Raw genomic sequence first — 16,670 nt, 5'->3', positions numbered from 1 at the left:
CCTACCGGATTCCCATGCGCACACGCACCGCCCTGGCTTTGCTCTGCACCCTCGTATCGGCGCCTTGCTGGTCGGGCGAACCGCCCGCCCTGATCGAAAATTCACTGGGCATGACCTTTGTCCGCGTGCCGGCCGGCAGCTTCCAGATGGGCAGCGACGAAGCGCCCGAGGCGCTGGCGCGCGACTATCCGCTGTATCCGCCGGACCGCTACGCCCAGCTGTCCGATGAAGCGCCGGTGCATACGGTGCGCATCACCCGCCCGTTCTACCTGGAACGCACGGAAGTCACCGTGGGCCAGTTCCGCCGCTTCATCGAAGCGTCCGGGTATGTGCCGGAGTCGGAGGCCGACGGCACCGGCGGCTATGGCTACAACCCGCAGTACGACCCCGACAAGTCCGAGCGCGGCGACGCCTTCGAAGGCCGCGACCGCCGCTACTCCTGGCGCAATCCGGGCTTTGCCCAAGGCGACGACCATCCCGTCGTCAACATCAGCTGGAACGACGCCACGGCGCTGGCCCGCTGGCTGACCCAGACCGAGGGCAAGGTCTACCGCCTGCCCACCGAGGCCGAATGGGAATACGCCTGCCGCGCCGGCACGCGCACCCGCTACCAGAACGGCGACGATCCCGCCGCCATGCCCGACGTCGGCAACGGCTTCGACGCCGACGCCGCGCCGCTCTGGCCCAAATGGCAGGCGCACGCTTCCGCCCGCGCCGACGGCCACGCTTTCACCGCCCCGGTCGCCAGCTACGCGCCCAATGCCTTCGGCCTGTACGACATGCACGGCAACGCCTGGGAATGGGTCTCGGACTGGTACGGCGAGGACTACTACGCGCATTCGCCGGCGGACGACCCGCAAGGCCCCGCCAGCGGCAACGTGCGCGTGCGCCGCGGCGGCTCCTGGCATACCTGGGCGCTGTACACGCGCGCCTCCTACCGCAACTGGAACACGCAGGAAACGCGCTATCCTCTGGTGGGACTGAGGCTGCTGCGGGAGGCGGATTGAAGCAAGACTGGATACTGCGCGCAGCGCCCTCGGGCCAGCTGGAGCGCATCGAGGCCTACTTCGGCGGTCCCGGCTACGGCATGCACCGCCACGACACCTACGCCATCGGCCGCACGCTGTCGGGCGTACAGAGCTTCCACTACCGCCGCGGGCTGCGGCACAGCCTGCCCGGCGGCACCATCGTGCTGCATCCCGACGAAGTCCACGACGGACAGGCCGGCACCGAGGCCGGTTTCCATTACCGCATGATCTACGTCGAGCCTGCGCTTATCCAGCAGATCCTGGGCGGACGGCCGCTGCCGTTCATCCCCGGCGGCATCTCGGCCGATCCGCGGCTGTATGCCGCCAGCGCCAGCCTGCTGCAGGACACGCATGAGTCCATCGACCCGCTGCAGGAAGACGACGCGCTGTACGAGCTGAGCCATGCCCTGTGCGCCGCGGCCGGCGGCAAGCCCGCGCGCCGCAGCGTCGACTACGCCGCCGCCGAGCGCGCGCGCCAGTACATCCACGCCTCGCTCGAACAGTCCATCACCCTGGAACAGCTGTCAGCGGCCGCAGGCACGGATCGCTGGAGCCTGTCGCGCGACTTCCGCGCGCTGTTCGGCACCAGTCCCTACCGCTACGTAATGCTGCGCCGCCTGGACCAGGCCCGGCGCCTGATCGCCGCGGGCATGCCGCTGGCGCAAGCGGCCGCCGCGGCGGGCTTCACCGACCAGAGCCACCTGACGCGCCGCCACGCCCAGACCTACGGCATGGCGCCCGACCGCTGGCGCCGCATGCTGCGCCGCTGAGCCACTGGCCTGCGCGCAAGGCTGCACGATCGTACAAGACGGCGCCCGCCCGGCCTTCTATCCTTGGGTCTGCTCAACCCCGCCCGCAGGCCGTCCCATGCCCGATATCCTTCCCATCAATTTCGCCGAAAAACTGGCGCTGTTTTCCGAACACTGGATGCCCAAGGTCGTCGCCGAGATGAACGACTACCAGTTCAAGCTGGTGAAAATACAGGGCGAATTCGTGTGGCACAGCCACGCCGACACCGACGAGACCTTCATCGTCATCGAGGGCCGCTTGCGCATCGAACTGCGCGACGGCCACATCGACCTCGGCCCAGGCGAAATGGCCGTGGTCCCCAAGGGCGTGGAGCACAAGCCCTGTGCGGTCGAAGAAGTCCAAATGCTGCTGATCGAACCGCGCGGCGTGCGCAACACCGGCGACCAGGGCGGCGAGCGCAGCGCCCCCAACGACGTCTGGATCTGAGCCCGCCGCCATCTGCTAAGGTGTAAGCCCACCAGGAGCAAGCCATGTCCAAAATCATGCTCGTCACGGGCGGTGGCCGCGGCATCGGCGCCGCCGTCGCCAAGCTGGCCGCCCGCCGCGGCTACGCGGTAGGCGTCAACTACCATGCCAACGCCGACACCGCGCACGCGGTGGTCGCCGAAATCGTGCAGGGCGGCGGCCGCGCCGTTGCCCTGCAGGCCGATGTCTCGCAAGAGGACCAGGTGCTGCGCATGTACGGCGAACTGGATCGGCAACTGGGCCGCATCGACGCGCTGGTCAACAACGCCGGCATCCTCGAACAGCAGATGCGCGTGGACCAGATGAGCGCCGAGCGCCTGCTGCGCGTGCTGTCCACCAATGTGATCGGCGCCTTCCTGTGCGCCCGCGAGGCGGTGCGCCGCATGTCGACGCGCCATGGCGGCCAGGGCGGCGCCATCGTCAACGTCTCGTCCGCGGCCGCCCGGCTGGGCTCGCCCAACGAATACGTGGACTACGCCGCCTCCAAGGGCGCCATGGACACGATGACCATCGGCCTGTCCAAGGAAGTCGCGCCGGAAGGCATCCGCGTCAACGGCGTGCGTCCCGGCACCATCTACACCGACATGCACGCCAGCGGCGGCGAACCCGGCCGCGTGGACCGCCTGAAGGGCGTGATTCCGCTGCGCCGCGGCGGCACCGTCGAAGAAGTGGCGGGCGCCGTGATGTGGCTGCTCTCGGACGAGGCCGGCTACACCAGCGGTTCGTTCATCGACGTGTCCGGCGGCAACTGAAACGCCTGCGCCGGGTCTACTTGGCGTCGGTAGAGATGAGGCCGCGTTCCTTGCGGGCGGCGATGCGCGCCTCGACCCGCCGCAGCACCGCCAGCACGAAAAGGGCCATCAGCGTGCTGACCACGGCGGTGGCCTCGCGCCCCATGCCCGCCGCGGCGCCGATGGCCGCCGTCATCCAGATGCCGGCCGCGGTGGTCAACCCGCGGATCTCGCGCTCGCCGCTCAGTTTAATGATGGCGCCCGCGCCCAGGAAACCAATGCCGGCGATCACGCCCTGCAGCACGCGGCTCAGGTCGCCGACTTCCATGCCGCCCTGCAGCGGCACCAGCACGAAGATCGCCGCGCCCAGCGCCACCAGCATGTGGGTGCGCAAGCCCGCGTCCTTGCCGCTGCGCTCGCGCTCGTAGCCCAGCAGGCCGCCCAGCAGCATCGCCATGCTCAGGCGCAGCACGATGCGGGTCGCCTCGCCCACATCGGGGATGTCGGCGAACTCGCTGCGCGCGGTGGACCAGATTTCCAGCCAGATTTCCGTCATCGCCGTCCCCCCCTTTTTTGATGGGAAATGGTCCGGCCAGCATAGCAGGCGCCGAGCCCCGCTGGCACTAGCGGGTACGACTGGGGTACAAACTTCGAGGCGTCGCGCACGACTGCGCACGAAACCAACCGGAGGGTTATATGGATTTGCAGCTGGACGGTAAACGCGTGCTCATCACGGGCGCATCCAAGGGCATAGGCTTGGCCTGCGCGCTCGCCTTCGCCCGCGAGGGCGCCGATCCGATATTGGTGTCGCGCGACGGGGAGGCGCTGCGCGCGGCGGCCGAGGCCATACGCGAACAAACCAGCAAGCAGCCCCGGACCATTGCGCTAGACCTCGCCCAACCCGGCGCGGTGCAACGCCTGAGCCAGGAAGCGGGCGATATCGACATCCTGGTGAACAATGCCGGCGCGGTGCCCGGCGGGGCGCTGGACCAGGTGCAGGACGAACGCTGGCGCGCGGGGTGGGAACTGAAGGTCTACGGCTACATCGATCTGGCCCGGCACTACTATCCGCGCATGCGCGAAGCCGGCGCCGGCGTCATCGCCAACATCATCGGCATGGGCGGGGCGGCGCCGCGCGCCGACTACATCTGCGGCGCGGCGGCCAATGCCTCGCTGATCGGCTTCACGCGCGCCCTGGGCGGGGATGCGCCGCGCCATGGCGTGCGCGTCTTCGGCGTGAATCCCTCGCGTACCCGCACCGACCGCGTGCTGACGCTGGCCAAACAGCGCGCCCAGGCGCGCTGGGGCGACGAAAGCCGCTGGCAGGAAACGTTGTCGGACCTGCCTTTCGGACGCCTGATGGAACCCGGCGAAGTCGCAGACATGATCGTGTTCGGCGCTTCGCCGCGCGCGGGCTACCTGAGCGGCACGGTGATAGACCTGGACGGCGGCGAGCAATACGCGGGTTAAAGACCGTTCGGCGCGCCAGCCCCCTAGGCGGCCTGGCGCCACCCCGCCAACAACCCTGGCAGGGCGCCCATGTCGGTAAACACGTGGGCCACGCCCACGCCGCGCAAGGCCTCTGCGCCGCTATGGCCGTTGGCGTCCGGGCTATAGCCGAACACCGTGGCGCCGGCGGCCACCCCGGCCGTGGCGCCGGTCACCGTGTCTTCCACGATGGCGCAACGCCGGGGGTCCACGCCCAGCGCCTGCGCGGCCGCCAGGTACACGTCCGGATAAGGCTTGCTGCGCGGCATTTCATGGCCGCTGAAGACGCGCTCGCGAAAGCACTCCGCAATGCCGACCTTGGCGAGCTGCAGCTCCACCTTGCGCCGGTCCGCGCCCGAAGCCACGGCGATGCGGCCGCCCAAGGCCACATGCAGCGCCCGCACCGCGTCCGGCGCGCCGGGGATCTCGACCAGATCCCGATCCAGCGCGGCGTTGCGGCGCTGGCGGAATTGATCGAACCAGTCCGGCGTGATCGTGGCGCCCGTGCGCGACTCGATCAGCGGCAGCTCATCCCTGACGGCCTTGCCCGTGAAGATCTGCATGGTTTCCGCATGCGTGATGCCCCAGCCCAGTTCATTGAGCATTTCGGTCAGCACGCGGCTGGTGATGGGTTCGGAATCGACCAGGACGCCGTCGCAGTCGAACAGCACGGCATCGAAGGGGAAATCAGTCATTGCAGCAAGGTCGGGAATGTTCTGGAAGCCGGTAAGCATACTGCAAGCCTCCCGCACAACGCAGGAGGCTTGCGCGGCATCAGGCCCCGAAGGCCGACCGCAAAGCCTGCCCGGCTAGGTCGAATAGCCGCCGGGCCGCGGGGGTCAGGCCCAGCATATGGATGCAGGCATGCACCATGCCTTCCAGCCTGTGGGCGCTGACCGGAACGCCGGCTTCGCGCAGGCGCCGCACATAAGCCTCGGCCTCGTCGCGCACGGGGTCGTATTCGCAGGCCAGCAGCGTCGCGGGCGGCAGGCCGGCCAGCGATTCCGCCCGCGCCGGCGAGGCGTAGGGCGAGGCGCCGTCGCTCTCGTTGAGCAGATAGGTGAACCAGCAATACCGCATGACCTCCTCGGTCAGGAAGAAGTTCTGCCCATAGGTCCTGTACGACTCGGTCGAGAACGAATAGTCGAGCACCGGGTACAGCAGCAACTGATGGGCGATGGCCGGACCGCCCCGGTCCCGCGCCATCAGCGCCACCGTGGCCGCAAGGTTTCCGCCCGCGCTGTCGCCCCCCACCGCGATGCGGGCGGCATCGATGCGCAGGCTTTCGGCGTTGTCGCACACCCATTGCACGCCGCGGTAGAAATCCTCGACCGGCACGGGGAACTTGTGCTCCGGCGCCAGGCGGTAATCCACCGAAAACACCTTGCATTGCGTGGCGTTGGCCAGCGCCCGGCAAGGATTGTCATAGAGTTCCAGCGAACACTGGAACCAGCCGCCGCCATGCGCGTACACCAGGGCAGGCAGACCGGTTTCGTGTTCCCTGCCGGCCGGCGTATAGGACCTGATCCGCAACGGCTGGCCTTGCCCGCAAACGGCCTGGTGCAACTCCGTTGCCCCTACTTCTTCGTCCGGGCCCTGCAGCTTGCGCAGACTGATTTCAGTCTCTGCCCGGATCTCTTCGAGCACCATGGGCCCCGACACCGCGGACAGACGGCTCAGATAGGCATTGATGCGAGGGTCGAGCGCCACCTTCAGCCCTCCCGCGACAGGAACGGGAGCAGATGCTCCAGGAAGGCTTCGGGGCATTCCTCGGTGACGAAATGCCCGCAGTCGGCAATGATCGCCCCCTGCAGATTCCGGGCATTCTCGCGCATGGTGACGAGCGGCGCGTCGCGGGTCGCATGCTCGGCGCCGATGGCCAGCGTGGGCATTTCCAGCATGCGCTTGGCGCGCAGCGCGTTCTGCCTGATGGTCTCCGGAATGGCGCGGTAGTATGCGAATCCGCCGCGCAGTCCGCCGGGCGCCGCATAGGCGTCGATGTAGACCTCGGCCGCGACCCGGTCGCGGCGATGCGACCACTTGTCGAAGATGAAGGTCAGGTAGGCCTTTTCCCTGCCCGCGATCAGCGTCTCGGGCAGATCGTGCAACTGATTGAACATGAAATGCCACAGGAAGATGTTCTCCTGCGGCGGCGCGAAGATCGTGGGCGCGGGCGCCAGGCCTGGTATGACGGCTTCCGTCAGCGCCAGCCGGCTCACCGCCGCCGGAAAATCGCTGGCCAGCGCGTAGGCCACCCACATGCCGATATCGTGGCCCACCACCTGGTAGCGCGCGTGGCCCAGCTGCGCCATCAACTGGTGCAGCGTGGCGGCGATGGCACCGGTGTCATAGCCCGATGCCGGACGGTCGGAATCGCCGGTGCCGGGCGGATCCACCGCGATCGCCTGGTAACCGGCCTGCGCCAGCGCCGCCATGACGTGGCGCCACGTGTACCAGGTCTGGGGCCAGCCCGGAATCAGCAGCACGGGCGTGCCGGAGCCCGCCGTGGCGCAATGGATGCGGTGTCCGCCGACATGGACGTACTGGTGTGAAAAGGCGTCGAAGGAAAAGTTCTGGTGTGTCATGGATGATTTCCGATGCGGCGCGGGCCGTTCATGCGATGCCCAGCAGGGCGTTGATCTGTTGCTTGTCGATGGCCGCGCCAGCGAAGTCGTCAAAGACCTTGGAGGTAACCGGAATGATGTGGCGGTTGATGAACTCCACGCCCTCGCGCGCGCCGGTCTCCTGGTCCTTCAGGCAGCATTCCCATTCCAGCGTGGCCCAGCCCTGGTAGTCGTAATGCGCCAGCTTCGAGAAGATCGCCTTGAAGTCCACCTGCCCGTCTCCCAGCGAGCGGAAGCGCCCGGCCCGGTTGATCCAGGACTGGTATCCGCCATAGATGCCCTGCCGGCCGGTCGGATTGAACTCCGCGTCCTTCACATGGAACATGCGGATGTAGTCCTTGTAGATGTCCAGGTATTCCAGGTAATTCAGCTGTTGCAGCACGAAGTGGCTGGGGTCGAACAGAATGGCGCAACGCGCATGGCCGCCCACGCGCTCGCGGAACATCTCGAAAGAAATGCCATCGTGCAGGTCTTCGCTGGGATGAATCTCGAAGCACAGGTTCACGCCCTGCTCTTCGCACTCGTCCAGCACCGGCAGCCAGCGCTTGGCGAGTTCATCGAACGCCGCTTCGATCAAGCCTTCCGGACGCTGCGGAAACGGGAACAGATAGGGCCAGGCCAGTGAACCCGAGAACGTGCCCATATCGGTCAGGCCCAGCCTGCGCGATGCGCGCGCCGTATCCAGCAGGCCTTGCCGCGCCCACGCCGTCCTGGCTTGCGGATTGCCCCGCGCCTTAAGCGGCGCAAAGCTGTCGACCATGGCGTCGTAGGCCGGATGCACCGCCAGCGACTGGCCGTAGATATGGCTGGTCAGTTCGCTGATCACCAGGCCATGGGCGGCCAGCGTTCCCTTGATCTCGTCGCAATAGTCCTGGCTGACGGCCGCCGTCGCGCTGTCGAAAAAGCGCTGGTCCCAGGCGGGAATCTGCAAGGCCTTGAAGCCTACGCCCGCAGCCCATTCCGCGATGGCGGGCAGGCTGTTGAAGGGCGCGACGGCGTCGCTGAACTGGGCCAGGTGCAGGCTGGGTCCTTTGATCGTTTGCATGATTCTTAAACCTAATTGTTTGTCGAACGACAAAGAATAGACGATGCGAAGAATCGGCGCAAGCGCAGGCTACGCACGCCAGGCAGCGCACATGCGGCGTTACACTGCGCCTCAGTTCATTTCAACGAGACCGTCATGGCAGGCAGACCCAGAGAATTCGACCGCGACCTGGCGCTTCAGCAGGCAATGCTTGCGTTCTGGAAGCAGGGTTACGAAGGCACTTCGATGGCGGACCTGGTGGCCGCGACGGGACTGGCTTCCGCACGGCTCTATGCCGCTTTCGGCTCCAAGCAGGATCTGTTCCGCGAAGCGGTAGCGCGTTACGAAGCCGGCGACGGCGCCTTCGCCGAAAAGGCGTTGGAAGGCACGGAAAGCGTGCGCGAGGCCATCGCCAAGCTGCTGGCTGACGCAGTGGCCACCTATACCCGGCGCGGCCGTCCGCAAGGCTGCATGGTGGTGTCGGCCGCCACCAATTACGCCGCCGAAAACGAAGCGGTCATGGCGTGGCTCACCACCCATCGCAAGGCGCGCACGCAGTCCATCATCGACCGGCTCGAAGCCGCGCTGAAGGCGGGCGAACTCAAGCCCGGCACCGACGTGCAGGCCTTGGGCGACTACTACGCCGTCGTGCTGCACGGCCTGTCGGTGCAAGCCAGGGACGGCGTGGGCAAGGCCCGCCTGCTGGCCATGATTCCGCCGGCCCTGAGCGCGCTGGACTCCGTCATGCGCTAGGCCCGTGGCCGCGGTATCAGGGCTACCTCGGGACGAATTACGGGCTATCTGCCCCCAATTTTCTTAAATTGCATTTTTATATTGCAATATGCAAAATGACGGCCATGCACATCCATGCCGTCACGCCTCGCCACGCCGTCTTCACCCTCAATGGCGTCCGCCATACCTGCCTGGACCTGCCCGGCACGTACGGCGCCCAATATTTCCGGCTGCCCGTGGTCCTGCGGCTGCTGCTGGAAAACGCGCTGCGCAATATGCAGGACGCGGAGCGCGACGCGGCCGCCGCGGCCCTGTTCCGCTGGCTGGAGCACGGCACCAGCGAAGCCGAGATCGCCTTCCAGCCCGGGCGCGTGCTGATGCACGACACCACCAGCACCCCGGCCCTGGTCGACATCGCCGCGATGCGCGACGCGCTGGCCGAGGCCGGCGTGGATCCTTCCGCGCTGAATCCCGTATTGCCCGTGGACGTGTCGGTGGATCATTCGCTGGCGGTGCAGTCCTATGCGCGCGCCGATGCCGCGGCCTTGAACCTGGACCTGGAGCTGCGCCGCAACGCCGAGCGCTACCGCTTCCTGCGCTGGGCCTCCAAGGCCCTGTCCAATGTGCGCATCCATCCGCCGGGCACCGGCATCATGCACACCATCAATCTGGAGCAACTCGCGACAGTGGTCTGCGAGCGGGAAAGCGCCGACGGCATCGCCCTGCATCCGGACATGATGATAGGCACCGACAGCCACACGCCCATGGTCAACGGCATCGGCGTGCTGGGCTGGGGCGTGGGCGGCCTGGAGGCGCAGACAGTGATGTTCGGCATGCCCACGCTGCTGCGCATTCCCGACGTGATCGGCGTGCGCCTGACCGGCGCGCTGGGCGCGGGAGTCAGCGCGACCGACCTGGCCTTGACCGTGACGCAGCGCCTGCGCGAGATCCAGGTGTCCGGAGAGTTCGTGGAATTCTTCGGACCGGGCGTGGCCACGCTGCCGGCCGGCAGCCGCTGCGTGGTGGCCAACATGGCGCCCGAGTACGGCGCCACCACGGGCTACTTCCCCATCGACGGGCAGACGCTGGCCTATCTGCGCCAGACGGGCCGGCCCGAAACGCTGATCGCGCAGGTACAGACCTATGCCGAGCGCACCGGCATCGCCTACGACCCCGCCGCCGAGCCGCGTTACACGCGCGTGATCGACATCGCGCTGGACCGCGTGCAGGTGCATGTGGCCGGTCCGCGGCGGCCGCAGGACCTGCATCCCTACGGACACGCCAAGGCCATCCTGGCCGGGTTGGCGGGTGCCCCTGCGGTCCCTGCGCACGGCCTGCCCCGCTACGCCGTGGCGATCGCCGCCATCACCAGTTGCACCAACACCTCGGATCCACGGCTGCTTACCGCGGCCGGCCTGCTGGCCCGCAAGGCGCGCCAGGCCGGCCTGCGCGTGCCCGCCTGGGTGAAGACCTCGTTGGCTCCCGGCTCGCCCGCGGCGGCGGCGTATCTCGCGCGCGCCGGGCTATTGGAAGATCTGTCCGCCGTGGGCTTCGACATCGTGGGCTACGGCTGCACCACCTGCATCGGCAATTCCGGCCCCCTGCCCGAGTCCGTGCGCGCGGCCATGGCGGCGGGCGCGGTCCATCCCGTGGCGGTGCTGTCCGGCAACCGCAATTTCGCCGGCCGCATCCATCCAGACCTGGATCTGGGCTTTCTCATGTCGCCGGCGCTGGTCATCGCCTACGCGCTGGCGGGCGACGCCGAACGCGATCTGAGCTGCGAACCCGTGCAGGCCGCGCCCGACGGCCGCGCCGTCCATCTGCGCGAGCTCTGGCCTGACGACGCGGAGATAGACGCCGCGCTTGCCGCCGGCCAGCAGCCCGCCGATTACCGCCAGGCCTTCCGGATGGCCAGCGCCAACCCGGCATGGCATGCGCTGCAAGCGCCGGACTCGGCGCGCTTTCCCTGGGATCCCGCCTCCACCGCGCTGCGCCGCCCGCCTTTCGCCAGCACCGAAGCGGCCGGCCAGCTGGGCCGCTACACCGCGCATCCCCTGCTGGTGCTGGGCGACGACGTGACCACCGATCACCTGTCGCCCGCCAGCGCCATTCCGCCGGACAGCCTGATCGCCGACTTCCTGGTCGAACGCGGCGACGACCGCAACGACCTGAACGTCTTCGCATCGCGCCGCGGCAACTGGCAGGTGATGCTGCGCGCCGCCTTCTATAGCAAGAGCCTCGTCAATCTGCTCATACCCGAAGCGCCGGTAGGCCACACGCTGCATGCGCCCAGCGGCCGGGTGGAGCCGATCTGGGAGGCCGCCGGCCGCTACGCCCGGGCCGGCCAGCCCGTGGTCCTGGTGGCAGGCGAGCGCTATGGCACCGGCTCCTCGCGCGACTGGGCCGCCAAGGGGCAACGCCTGCTGGGCATCCGCTGCGTGCTGGCGGTCAGCTTCGAACGCATCCATCGCTCCAACCTGATCGGCATGGGCATCCTGCCCTTGCGCCTGCCCGCCGGCCTCACGCCGGCAACGCTGCGGATCCGGCCTGGCGACCGGATCGAGATCGATGCCCCGGCCGCGGCGCTGACGCCGCGCATGCCCGTGGCGGTCCGCATCCTGCGCGCCGGTGGCGCCGAAGAGACGCTGCAGGCCACGGCGGCGGTCGAGACCCGGCTGGAAGTCAGGCTGCTGCGCATGGGCGGCGTCATTCCCGCTATTCTCTCGGACACCATCCATTCCGCCGTCCGCAACGCATGAGCGCCCAATCCAATACCGCCGCGAAAATCCTGGCGCTGATCCAGGCAGACCGCCTGCCCGCGGGCGCGCACCTGACGGCGCAGAAGATCGCCGACCGGCTGCGCCTGTCGCGCTCGCCGGTCAACGACGCGCTGGGCATCCTGGAGCAACGCGGCGTCGTCTCGCGCAAGCCCAACCGCGGCTATTTCCTGGAACGGGATCACGCCGCGCTGGCACACATGCAAGGGGACCTGGCGCCGCCCTCCGTTGACGACATCGTCACGCACAGCTACTTCAAGCTGGCCGACGAACTGCTGCGCGGCGAACTGCCCATGCAATGCAGCGAAGCGCTGCTGCGCGCGCGCTATGGCCTGACGGCGGCGCAGACCCAAGCCCTGTTGGGCCGCATCGCGCAGGAAGGCTGGGCAGAGCGGCGGCCCGGCTATGGCTGGGAATTCTCATCCATGATGACCACGCCCGACAGCCTGCTGCAGTCCTACCGCCTGCGGCTGGCGCTGGAGCCGGCCGCGCTGCTGGAGCCGGGCTTTCACATCGACAAGCAAGTGCTGGCGCGTTGCCGCGCCGCCGAAAAGCACCTGCTGGACGGCGGCATCGCCACCGACACCGCCGACCAGCTGCACGAACGCGGCGTGCGCTTCCATGAATCGCTGGTGGAGGCCTCGGGCAATCCCTTTTTCATCGACGCCATCAAGCGCGTGAACCGCGTGCGCCGGCTGCTCTCGTACCGCTCCATGCAGGACCGCAGCCGCTACCGCCAGCATTGCGACCAGCACCTGGCCATCCTGGAACTGCTGGAACACGAACGCAACGAAGAGGCCGCAGCCGAACTGGCGGAGCACCTGCGCAGCACGCTGGACAACCTGGCCCGCATCAGCGGGCTGCTGGCCTCCTAGCGCCAGTCAGAAGTCCATAGACGCGGACAGCATCAGCGTGCGCGGCACCCCTTGGGAAATCGTGCCATACGAGGCCACGCCCGACCAATAGGCCCGGTTGAACACGTTGACCACATTGGCGCGCAGCGTGAGGTCTTTACCATAGACCTTGGTGGCATAGCGCGCGCCCAGGTCGAACGTGGTCCACGACGGCACCGACTGGGTGTTGGCCTGATTGATGTATTCGCTGCCGGTGTGCATCACGCTGCCGGTCAGGGTCAGGCCCGCGACCCAAGGCGTATCCCATTCCGCGCCCAGGTTCACCGACACCTTGGGCACGCCCACGGGCCGGTTGCCGACCACCGCCTTGCTCCCGGCGCGCGTCAGCTCCGCGTCCAGCAAGGTCACACCGCCCAGCAGGCGCAAGCCGCGCCACGGTTCACCGGCCAGGTTCAATTCCAGGCCGCGGTTGCGCTGCTCGCTGTCCGCGCCGTACACGCCGTTGGTCAGCTGGCCGCTGGGCTTGGTGATCTCGAAGGCGCTCAGGGTCAGCATGGCGCTGTCCAGGTCCACCTTCACGCCCACTTCCTTCTGCCTGGCCTTATAGGGCTTGAACACCTGGCCGGCGTTGGACGCGGTGGCAGGCGCCACGTCGCCCTTGCTCAGGCCTTCGATGTAATTGGCGTACAGCGACACATAGCTCCAGGGCTTGATGACAATGCCCGCCAGCGGCGTGGTCGCGCTTTCGTCGTAGCTGACGGTGCGCACGCCGGTCGTGGCGTTGAAATTGCGGGACTGGATGCGCTGCTGGCGCACGCCCAGGGTCAGCTGCGCGCGCTCGTCCAGGATGCTCAGCGTATCGGCCAACGCCAGGCCGGAAAGATCGGACGAGGAAATCTTGGGCACGTTGGCCGGCGCCGGGATGTACTGCTCCGGCCGCGTGATCGGATGGTAGATGTTCGACGTGAGCGGCGTGCCCATTACGCTGGCCTGCGAGTTCCGGTCGCTGTACAGGCTGCCCATGAAGCTGATGGCATGGCGCACCGGGCCTGTATCCAGCTTGGCGCGCAGGCCTGCGTTGTAGGTGCTGCGGTTGACCTCGAACCTGAAATTGTTCGGCGTGACCACCGTGTCGCCGGCCTCGTTGACGATGGTAGGCGTCTGGTCCGACAGACGCGACACGTTCGTGTCCGAGCCGCCCGCGTCGGCGAACACCGTCAGGCGGTCGCTGATGTCGTACTCGACCCGCAGCAGCGCCGATTGCCCGTCTGACTTCCACCAGCCCCAGGGCTGCGTGGCGTTGCGCCGCCCGTCCGCCGCATGCGGCACATCGATGCCCGCCGCCACCAGGAAAGGCCGCGTGGGCGCGTCGATCTTTTCATTCTGCGTCAGCAGGTCCAGCGAGGCGCGCAGCCGCTCGCCCTGGTAGTCCAGCGACAGCGCGCCGATGTCGGTGCGCGAATACAGATTGTCCAGCGGCGTATCGCCCTGCCGGTGCATGCCGTTGATGCGCACGCCCCATTCGCCGTCATTGCCGAAGCGGCGGCTCAGGTCCGCGCGCGCGCCGAATTGCGAGTCGCCCACGTAATCGGCGGACACGCGGCTCAGGTCCTGCGGCAGCGCCCGCTTGGGCACCATGTTGATCACGCCGCCCACGCCGCTATTGGGCGACATGCCGTACAGCAGCGCGGCCGGTCCTTTCAGCACTTCGACCCGCTCGATGTAGTCGGTGTAGACGTGATAGTTGGGCGCCACGCCATAGACCCCGTCAAAGGCGATCTCACCCAGGTTGCCTTCGCCGATAGGAAAGCCCCGGATGTAGAAAGAGTCGGTCACGCCGCCGATCTGCCCGGTAAAACGCACCGATGGCTCGACGTTCAGCGCATCCGCCAGCGTCACCGACTGACGGTTCGCCAGCAGGTCCGATGTGTAGTTCGTGACATTGAATGGCATGTCCATCACGTCGCGGTTGCCCAGCAATCCCAGCCGTCCACCCCGGGCCACCTGGCCGCCGTCGTACTCCGCCGGCAACGCGTAGGGCGCCGCTGCGCTAGCCGCTACGGTCACTGCCGGCAATACGGTCGCCGACGCATCCGATCCCGACGGTAGCTTGCGCAGGGAATAGGCTCCTCCGCCCTGCTCCGACAGGACGTAGCCCGATCCGGACAGCAAACGGACAAAGCCTTCCTGCACCGTGTAGGCGCCATCCAACCCGTTCGTGCGCAACCCCGACACCATGGCCGGATCGAACGACAGCGGCACGCCGGCAGCGGCGGCAAACTGAGCCAGCGCGTCGCCTAACGGACCGGCGGCGATCGCGTAGGGCTTGCGCGCAGCGGCGCTCACCGTATCGGCCGCCACCACCTGTTGCGACGCCCCCGTGGCGGCCAACAGCGCCAAGCCCATGCCGGCTGCCCGTAGCATCGCCGCCAGCGGCGTCAGCACGGCTTTGCCGCGCACGGGGCGCGGCGAACGGGAGATTCGGGAAACCATGAAACCATCCTTCGTAAGGGTCTGGGCGGCGCGCGATTCGCGGCGATTCACCCGATACACCGGACGAAGCGAAGAAAAGGTTCAGCCAGTTCGCGATTAATTTGTAACGCCGGCGCGCGGTACCACCGTCGTCCAGTACGGCGTGACCTTGCTCACCCTCACGGGCAGGGTCTTTTCCAGCAAGCGCAAGCTGGCATCGATATCGTTCAACGGAAACGCCCCGGACACGCGCAGCCCCGCCACTGCTGGATCGCAGCGCAGCATGCCGCGGCGATACCGGGCCAGTTCATCCACCAGGTCGGCCAGCCGCCAGTTGCGCGCGGCAAGCATGCCCTGCTCCCACGACGCCGCCGACGTCTTCACCGGGATCTGGGGTTGCACCTCGCGCCCGTTGAAGACGGTCTGCCGTCCGGCCGGCAGCACCGTGGCGCTGCCAGCCGCCGCCGCGGGCCAGATCTCCACCGCGCCCTCGAAGACCGCCACGCGCACGGCGTCGCCTTCGTCGCGCACCAGGAAGCGGGTGCCCAGCGCGCGGATCGCGCCTTGGGCGGTCTGGACGATGAAGGGACGGCGCAACTGCGGCGTATCGCTACCCGTGGTCAGCAGGATTTCGCCCGCCCGCAACCAGACCGTGCGCTGCTGTGCGGTGTAGTCGATGTCCACCGCGCTGGCGGTATTGAGCACCAGTTGCGTGCCATCGGCCAATTCCAGGCGGCGCTGCTCGCCGGTCGCGGTGCGCGCATCCGCGCTCCACTCGCGCCAGGGCAGCTCGCGCCAGCCCAGCCATGCCACGGGTCCCGCGATCAACAGGCCGGCCAGCGCGCGCGCGGCCTGGCGCCGACCCGGGCGATCCAGCCGGCGCAAGGTATCGCCAGCGATGCGCGGAGGCACCTGGCCGAATCCGCGCAGCATTTCTTCGGCGCGTTGCCATGCGGCGGCGTGCGCCGGGCTGCGGGCGCGCCAGCGGTCGAACGCCTCGCGCTCGGACGGCGACAAGGTCTCGGATTGGAAGCGCACCAGCCAGCCGGCCGCTTCCCTCAGAATCGCGGGGTCGATCACGCGTCGGCCTGGCTTGCGATCAGGCATGCGGTCAGCGCCGCCTGCATATGGCGCTTGACCGTGGACAGCGACACGTCCAGGCGTTGCGCGATCGCGTCATAGCCCATGCCGTCGAACTGCGACAGCAGGAAGATCTCGCGCGTTTTGGCGGACAGCGTCCGCAACGCCGTATCGATGGCATGCAAGGTTTCCAGGATCAGCGCGCGCGCCTCCGGCGACGGCGCCTGCTGCTCGGGCAATTGCGCCACCGTGGCCAGATAGGCCTCTTCCAGCGTTCGCCGGCGCCAGTGGTCCACCACCAGGCCCTTCGCGATGTGCGTCAGCAACGCGCGCGGCTCGGCGCCCGCGTCCGCCCTGCGCCGCCCGGCCATCAGGCGCACGAAGGTGTCATGGGCCAGGTCCGCCGCGTCGAAGGAATTGCCCAGCTTCCTGCGCAACCAGACCGACAGCCAGCCGTGGTGGTCACGATAGAGTTGCGCGACGTTGTCGGCGGGAGGGGAGTCGGGCGGAGGCAAGGCGCACCTGGCGATAGAATCTAAATAGGAACCATTTATATTCTATCGTATCCTTGCCCCGCTCTGGACG

At 67.9% G+C, this 16,670-nt stretch carries 16 protein-coding genes; 8 read left to right on the top strand and 8 right to left on the bottom strand.

The genetic code is table 11. The features are described from left to right. The first annotated feature begins 14 nt into the window (after positions 1 to 14). The 4 genes from IAG39_RS05820 to IAG39_RS05805 all read left to right on the top strand — a co-directional run bounded on the left by IAG39_RS05820 (position 15) and on the right by IAG39_RS05805 (position 3,055). Entirely contained in the window at positions 15 to 1,007 is a 993-nt protein-coding gene (locus tag IAG39_RS05820) for a formylglycine-generating enzyme family protein (RefSeq protein WP_118932971.1), read from the top strand. Next, the gene (locus tag IAG39_RS05815) at positions 1,004 to 1,798 is read left to right on the top strand and encodes an AraC family transcriptional regulator (RefSeq protein WP_118932970.1); all 795 of its coding nucleotides are present in this window, start codon (positions 1,004 to 1,006) and stop codon (positions 1,796 to 1,798) included. The genes IAG39_RS05820 and IAG39_RS05815 overlap by 4 nt, the downstream gene beginning before the upstream one ends. A gap of 97 nt (positions 1,799 to 1,895) precedes the next feature. Next, positions 1,896 to 2,264, top strand: a complete 369-nt coding sequence (locus IAG39_RS05810) for a cupin domain-containing protein (RefSeq protein WP_118932969.1) — start codon at positions 1,896 to 1,898, stop codon at positions 2,262 to 2,264. Positions 2,265 to 2,308: 44 nt separating this feature from the next. Continuing rightward, the gene (locus tag IAG39_RS05805) at positions 2,309 to 3,055 is read left to right on the top strand and encodes an SDR family oxidoreductase (RefSeq protein WP_118932968.1); all 747 of its coding nucleotides are present in this window, start codon (positions 2,309 to 2,311) and stop codon (positions 3,053 to 3,055) included. A 16-nt stretch (positions 3,056 to 3,071) separates the two neighbouring features. Here the strand turns inward: IAG39_RS05805 and IAG39_RS05800 are convergent, their stop codons facing one another. Then, on the bottom strand, positions 3,072 to 3,590 hold the full coding sequence (locus tag IAG39_RS05800) for an MgtC/SapB family protein (protein ID WP_118932967.1): 519 nt from the start codon (positions 3,588 to 3,590) through the stop codon (positions 3,072 to 3,074). 140 nt (positions 3,591 to 3,730) lie between these two features. On the opposite strand from IAG39_RS05800, the gene IAG39_RS05795 reads away from it, so the two are divergent. Continuing rightward, positions 3,731 to 4,504, top strand: coding sequence for an SDR family oxidoreductase (locus IAG39_RS05795; RefSeq protein WP_118932966.1), 774 nt, complete (start codon positions 3,731 to 3,733; stop codon positions 4,502 to 4,504). Positions 4,505 to 4,527: 23 nt separating this feature from the next. Here the strand turns inward: IAG39_RS05795 and IAG39_RS05790 are convergent, their stop codons facing one another. The 4 genes from IAG39_RS05790 to IAG39_RS05775 all read right to left on the bottom strand — a co-directional run bounded on the left by IAG39_RS05790 (position 4,528) and on the right by IAG39_RS05775 (position 8,191). Continuing rightward, the gene (locus tag IAG39_RS05790; RefSeq protein WP_118932984.1) at positions 4,528 to 5,217 is read right to left on the bottom strand and encodes an HAD family hydrolase; all 690 of its coding nucleotides are present in this window, start codon (positions 5,215 to 5,217) and stop codon (positions 4,528 to 4,530) included. Between the two features lie 79 nt (positions 5,218 to 5,296). Then, complete coding sequence (locus tag IAG39_RS05785; protein WP_059378807.1) at positions 5,297 to 6,232, bottom strand: alpha/beta hydrolase; 936 nt, start codon at positions 6,230 to 6,232, stop codon at positions 5,297 to 5,299. A 2-nt stretch (positions 6,233 to 6,234) separates the two neighbouring features. Further along, the gene (locus IAG39_RS05780; protein ID WP_059378805.1) at positions 6,235 to 7,107 is read right to left on the bottom strand and encodes an alpha/beta fold hydrolase; all 873 of its coding nucleotides are present in this window, start codon (positions 7,105 to 7,107) and stop codon (positions 6,235 to 6,237) included. A 28-nt stretch (positions 7,108 to 7,135) separates the two neighbouring features. Next, on the bottom strand, positions 7,136 to 8,191 hold the full coding sequence (locus IAG39_RS05775) for a sugar phosphate isomerase/epimerase family protein (RefSeq protein WP_118932965.1): 1,056 nt from the start codon (positions 8,189 to 8,191) through the stop codon (positions 7,136 to 7,138). Between the two features lie 135 nt (positions 8,192 to 8,326). Here IAG39_RS05775 and IAG39_RS05770 point away from each other — a divergent pair, with 135 nt between their 5' ends. From IAG39_RS05770 to IAG39_RS05760, 3 genes are all read left to right on the top strand, one after another. After that, positions 8,327 to 8,923: a TetR/AcrR family transcriptional regulator gene (locus IAG39_RS05770; RefSeq protein ID WP_118932964.1), complete on the top strand. Its 597-nt coding sequence runs from the start codon at positions 8,327 to 8,329 to the stop codon at positions 8,921 to 8,923. Positions 8,924 to 9,018: 95 nt separating this feature from the next. Continuing rightward, positions 9,019 to 11,661 (top strand): aconitate hydratase AcnA, encoded by a 2,643-nt coding sequence (acnA, locus tag IAG39_RS05765; protein ID WP_410469172.1) that lies wholly within the window; start codon positions 9,019 to 9,021, stop codon positions 11,659 to 11,661. Beyond that, entirely contained in the window at positions 11,658 to 12,554 is an 897-nt protein-coding gene (locus tag IAG39_RS05760) for a GntR family transcriptional regulator (RefSeq protein ID WP_118932963.1), read from the top strand. Before acnA ends, IAG39_RS05760 begins: the two co-directional genes overlap by 4 nt. 6 nt (positions 12,555 to 12,560) lie before the next feature. Here IAG39_RS05760 and IAG39_RS05755 read toward each other — a convergent pair whose 3' ends face one another. The 3 genes from IAG39_RS05755 to IAG39_RS05745 all read right to left on the bottom strand — a co-directional run bounded on the left by IAG39_RS05755 (position 12,561) and on the right by IAG39_RS05745 (position 16,600). Beyond that, positions 12,561 to 15,026, bottom strand: coding sequence for a TonB-dependent receptor (locus IAG39_RS05755; RefSeq protein WP_118932962.1), 2,466 nt, complete (start codon positions 15,024 to 15,026; stop codon positions 12,561 to 12,563). Between the two features lie 96 nt (positions 15,027 to 15,122). Then, the gene (locus IAG39_RS05750; RefSeq protein ID WP_118932961.1) at positions 15,123 to 16,112 is read right to left on the bottom strand and encodes a FecR domain-containing protein; all 990 of its coding nucleotides are present in this window, start codon (positions 16,110 to 16,112) and stop codon (positions 15,123 to 15,125) included. After that, the gene (locus IAG39_RS05745; protein WP_118932960.1) at positions 16,082 to 16,600 is read right to left on the bottom strand and encodes a sigma-70 family RNA polymerase sigma factor; all 519 of its coding nucleotides are present in this window, start codon (positions 16,598 to 16,600) and stop codon (positions 16,082 to 16,084) included. Before IAG39_RS05745 ends, IAG39_RS05750 begins: the two co-directional genes overlap by 31 nt. Between the last annotated feature and the right edge of the window lie 70 nt (positions 16,601 to 16,670).

Origin of the sequence: Achromobacter xylosoxidans (assembly GCF_014490035.1) — a bacterium.
Taxonomy (GTDB): domain Bacteria; phylum Pseudomonadota; class Gammaproteobacteria; order Burkholderiales; family Burkholderiaceae_B; genus Achromobacter; species Achromobacter bronchisepticus_A.
Note: the sequence above shows the minus strand (reverse complement) of the source record. Positions and strands in the feature narration are given on the sequence as shown.

Excerpts from the sequence above, each read along its gene's own strand:
- IAG39_RS05805 (WP_118932968.1), top strand. The coding sequence starts at position 2,309 with ATGTCCAAAATCATGCTCGTCACGGGCGGTGGCCGCGGCATCGGCGCC.
- IAG39_RS05820 (WP_118932971.1), top strand. The coding sequence starts at position 15 with ATGCGCACACGCACCGCCCTGGCTTTGCTCTGCACCCTCGTATCGGCG.
- IAG39_RS05780 (WP_059378805.1), bottom strand. The coding sequence starts at position 7,107 with ATGACACACCAGAACTTTTCCTTCGACGCCTTTTCACACCAGTACGTC.
- acnA (WP_410469172.1), top strand. The coding sequence starts at position 9,019 with ATGACGGCCATGCACATCCATGCCGTCACGCCTCGCCACGCCGTCTTC.
- IAG39_RS05800 (WP_118932967.1), bottom strand. The coding sequence starts at position 3,590 with ATGACGGAAATCTGGCTGGAAATCTGGTCCACCGCGCGCAGCGAGTTC.
- IAG39_RS05755 (WP_118932962.1), bottom strand. The coding sequence starts at position 15,026 with ATGGTTTCCCGAATCTCCCGTTCGCCGCGCCCCGTGCGCGGCAAAGCC.
- IAG39_RS05760 (WP_118932963.1), top strand. The coding sequence starts at position 11,658 with ATGAGCGCCCAATCCAATACCGCCGCGAAAATCCTGGCGCTGATCCAG.
- IAG39_RS05770 (WP_118932964.1), top strand. The coding sequence starts at position 8,327 with ATGGCAGGCAGACCCAGAGAATTCGACCGCGACCTGGCGCTTCAGCAG.
- IAG39_RS05775 (WP_118932965.1), bottom strand. The coding sequence starts at position 8,191 with ATGCAAACGATCAAAGGACCCAGCCTGCACCTGGCCCAGTTCAGCGAC.
- IAG39_RS05795 (WP_118932966.1), top strand. The coding sequence starts at position 3,731 with ATGGATTTGCAGCTGGACGGTAAACGCGTGCTCATCACGGGCGCATCC.
- IAG39_RS05810 (WP_118932969.1), top strand. The coding sequence starts at position 1,896 with ATGCCCGATATCCTTCCCATCAATTTCGCCGAAAAACTGGCGCTGTTT.
- IAG39_RS05750 (WP_118932961.1), bottom strand. The coding sequence starts at position 16,112 with ATGCCTGATCGCAAGCCAGGCCGACGCGTGATCGACCCCGCGATTCTG.
- IAG39_RS05790 (WP_118932984.1), bottom strand. The coding sequence starts at position 5,217 with ATGACTGATTTCCCCTTCGATGCCGTGCTGTTCGACTGCGACGGCGTC.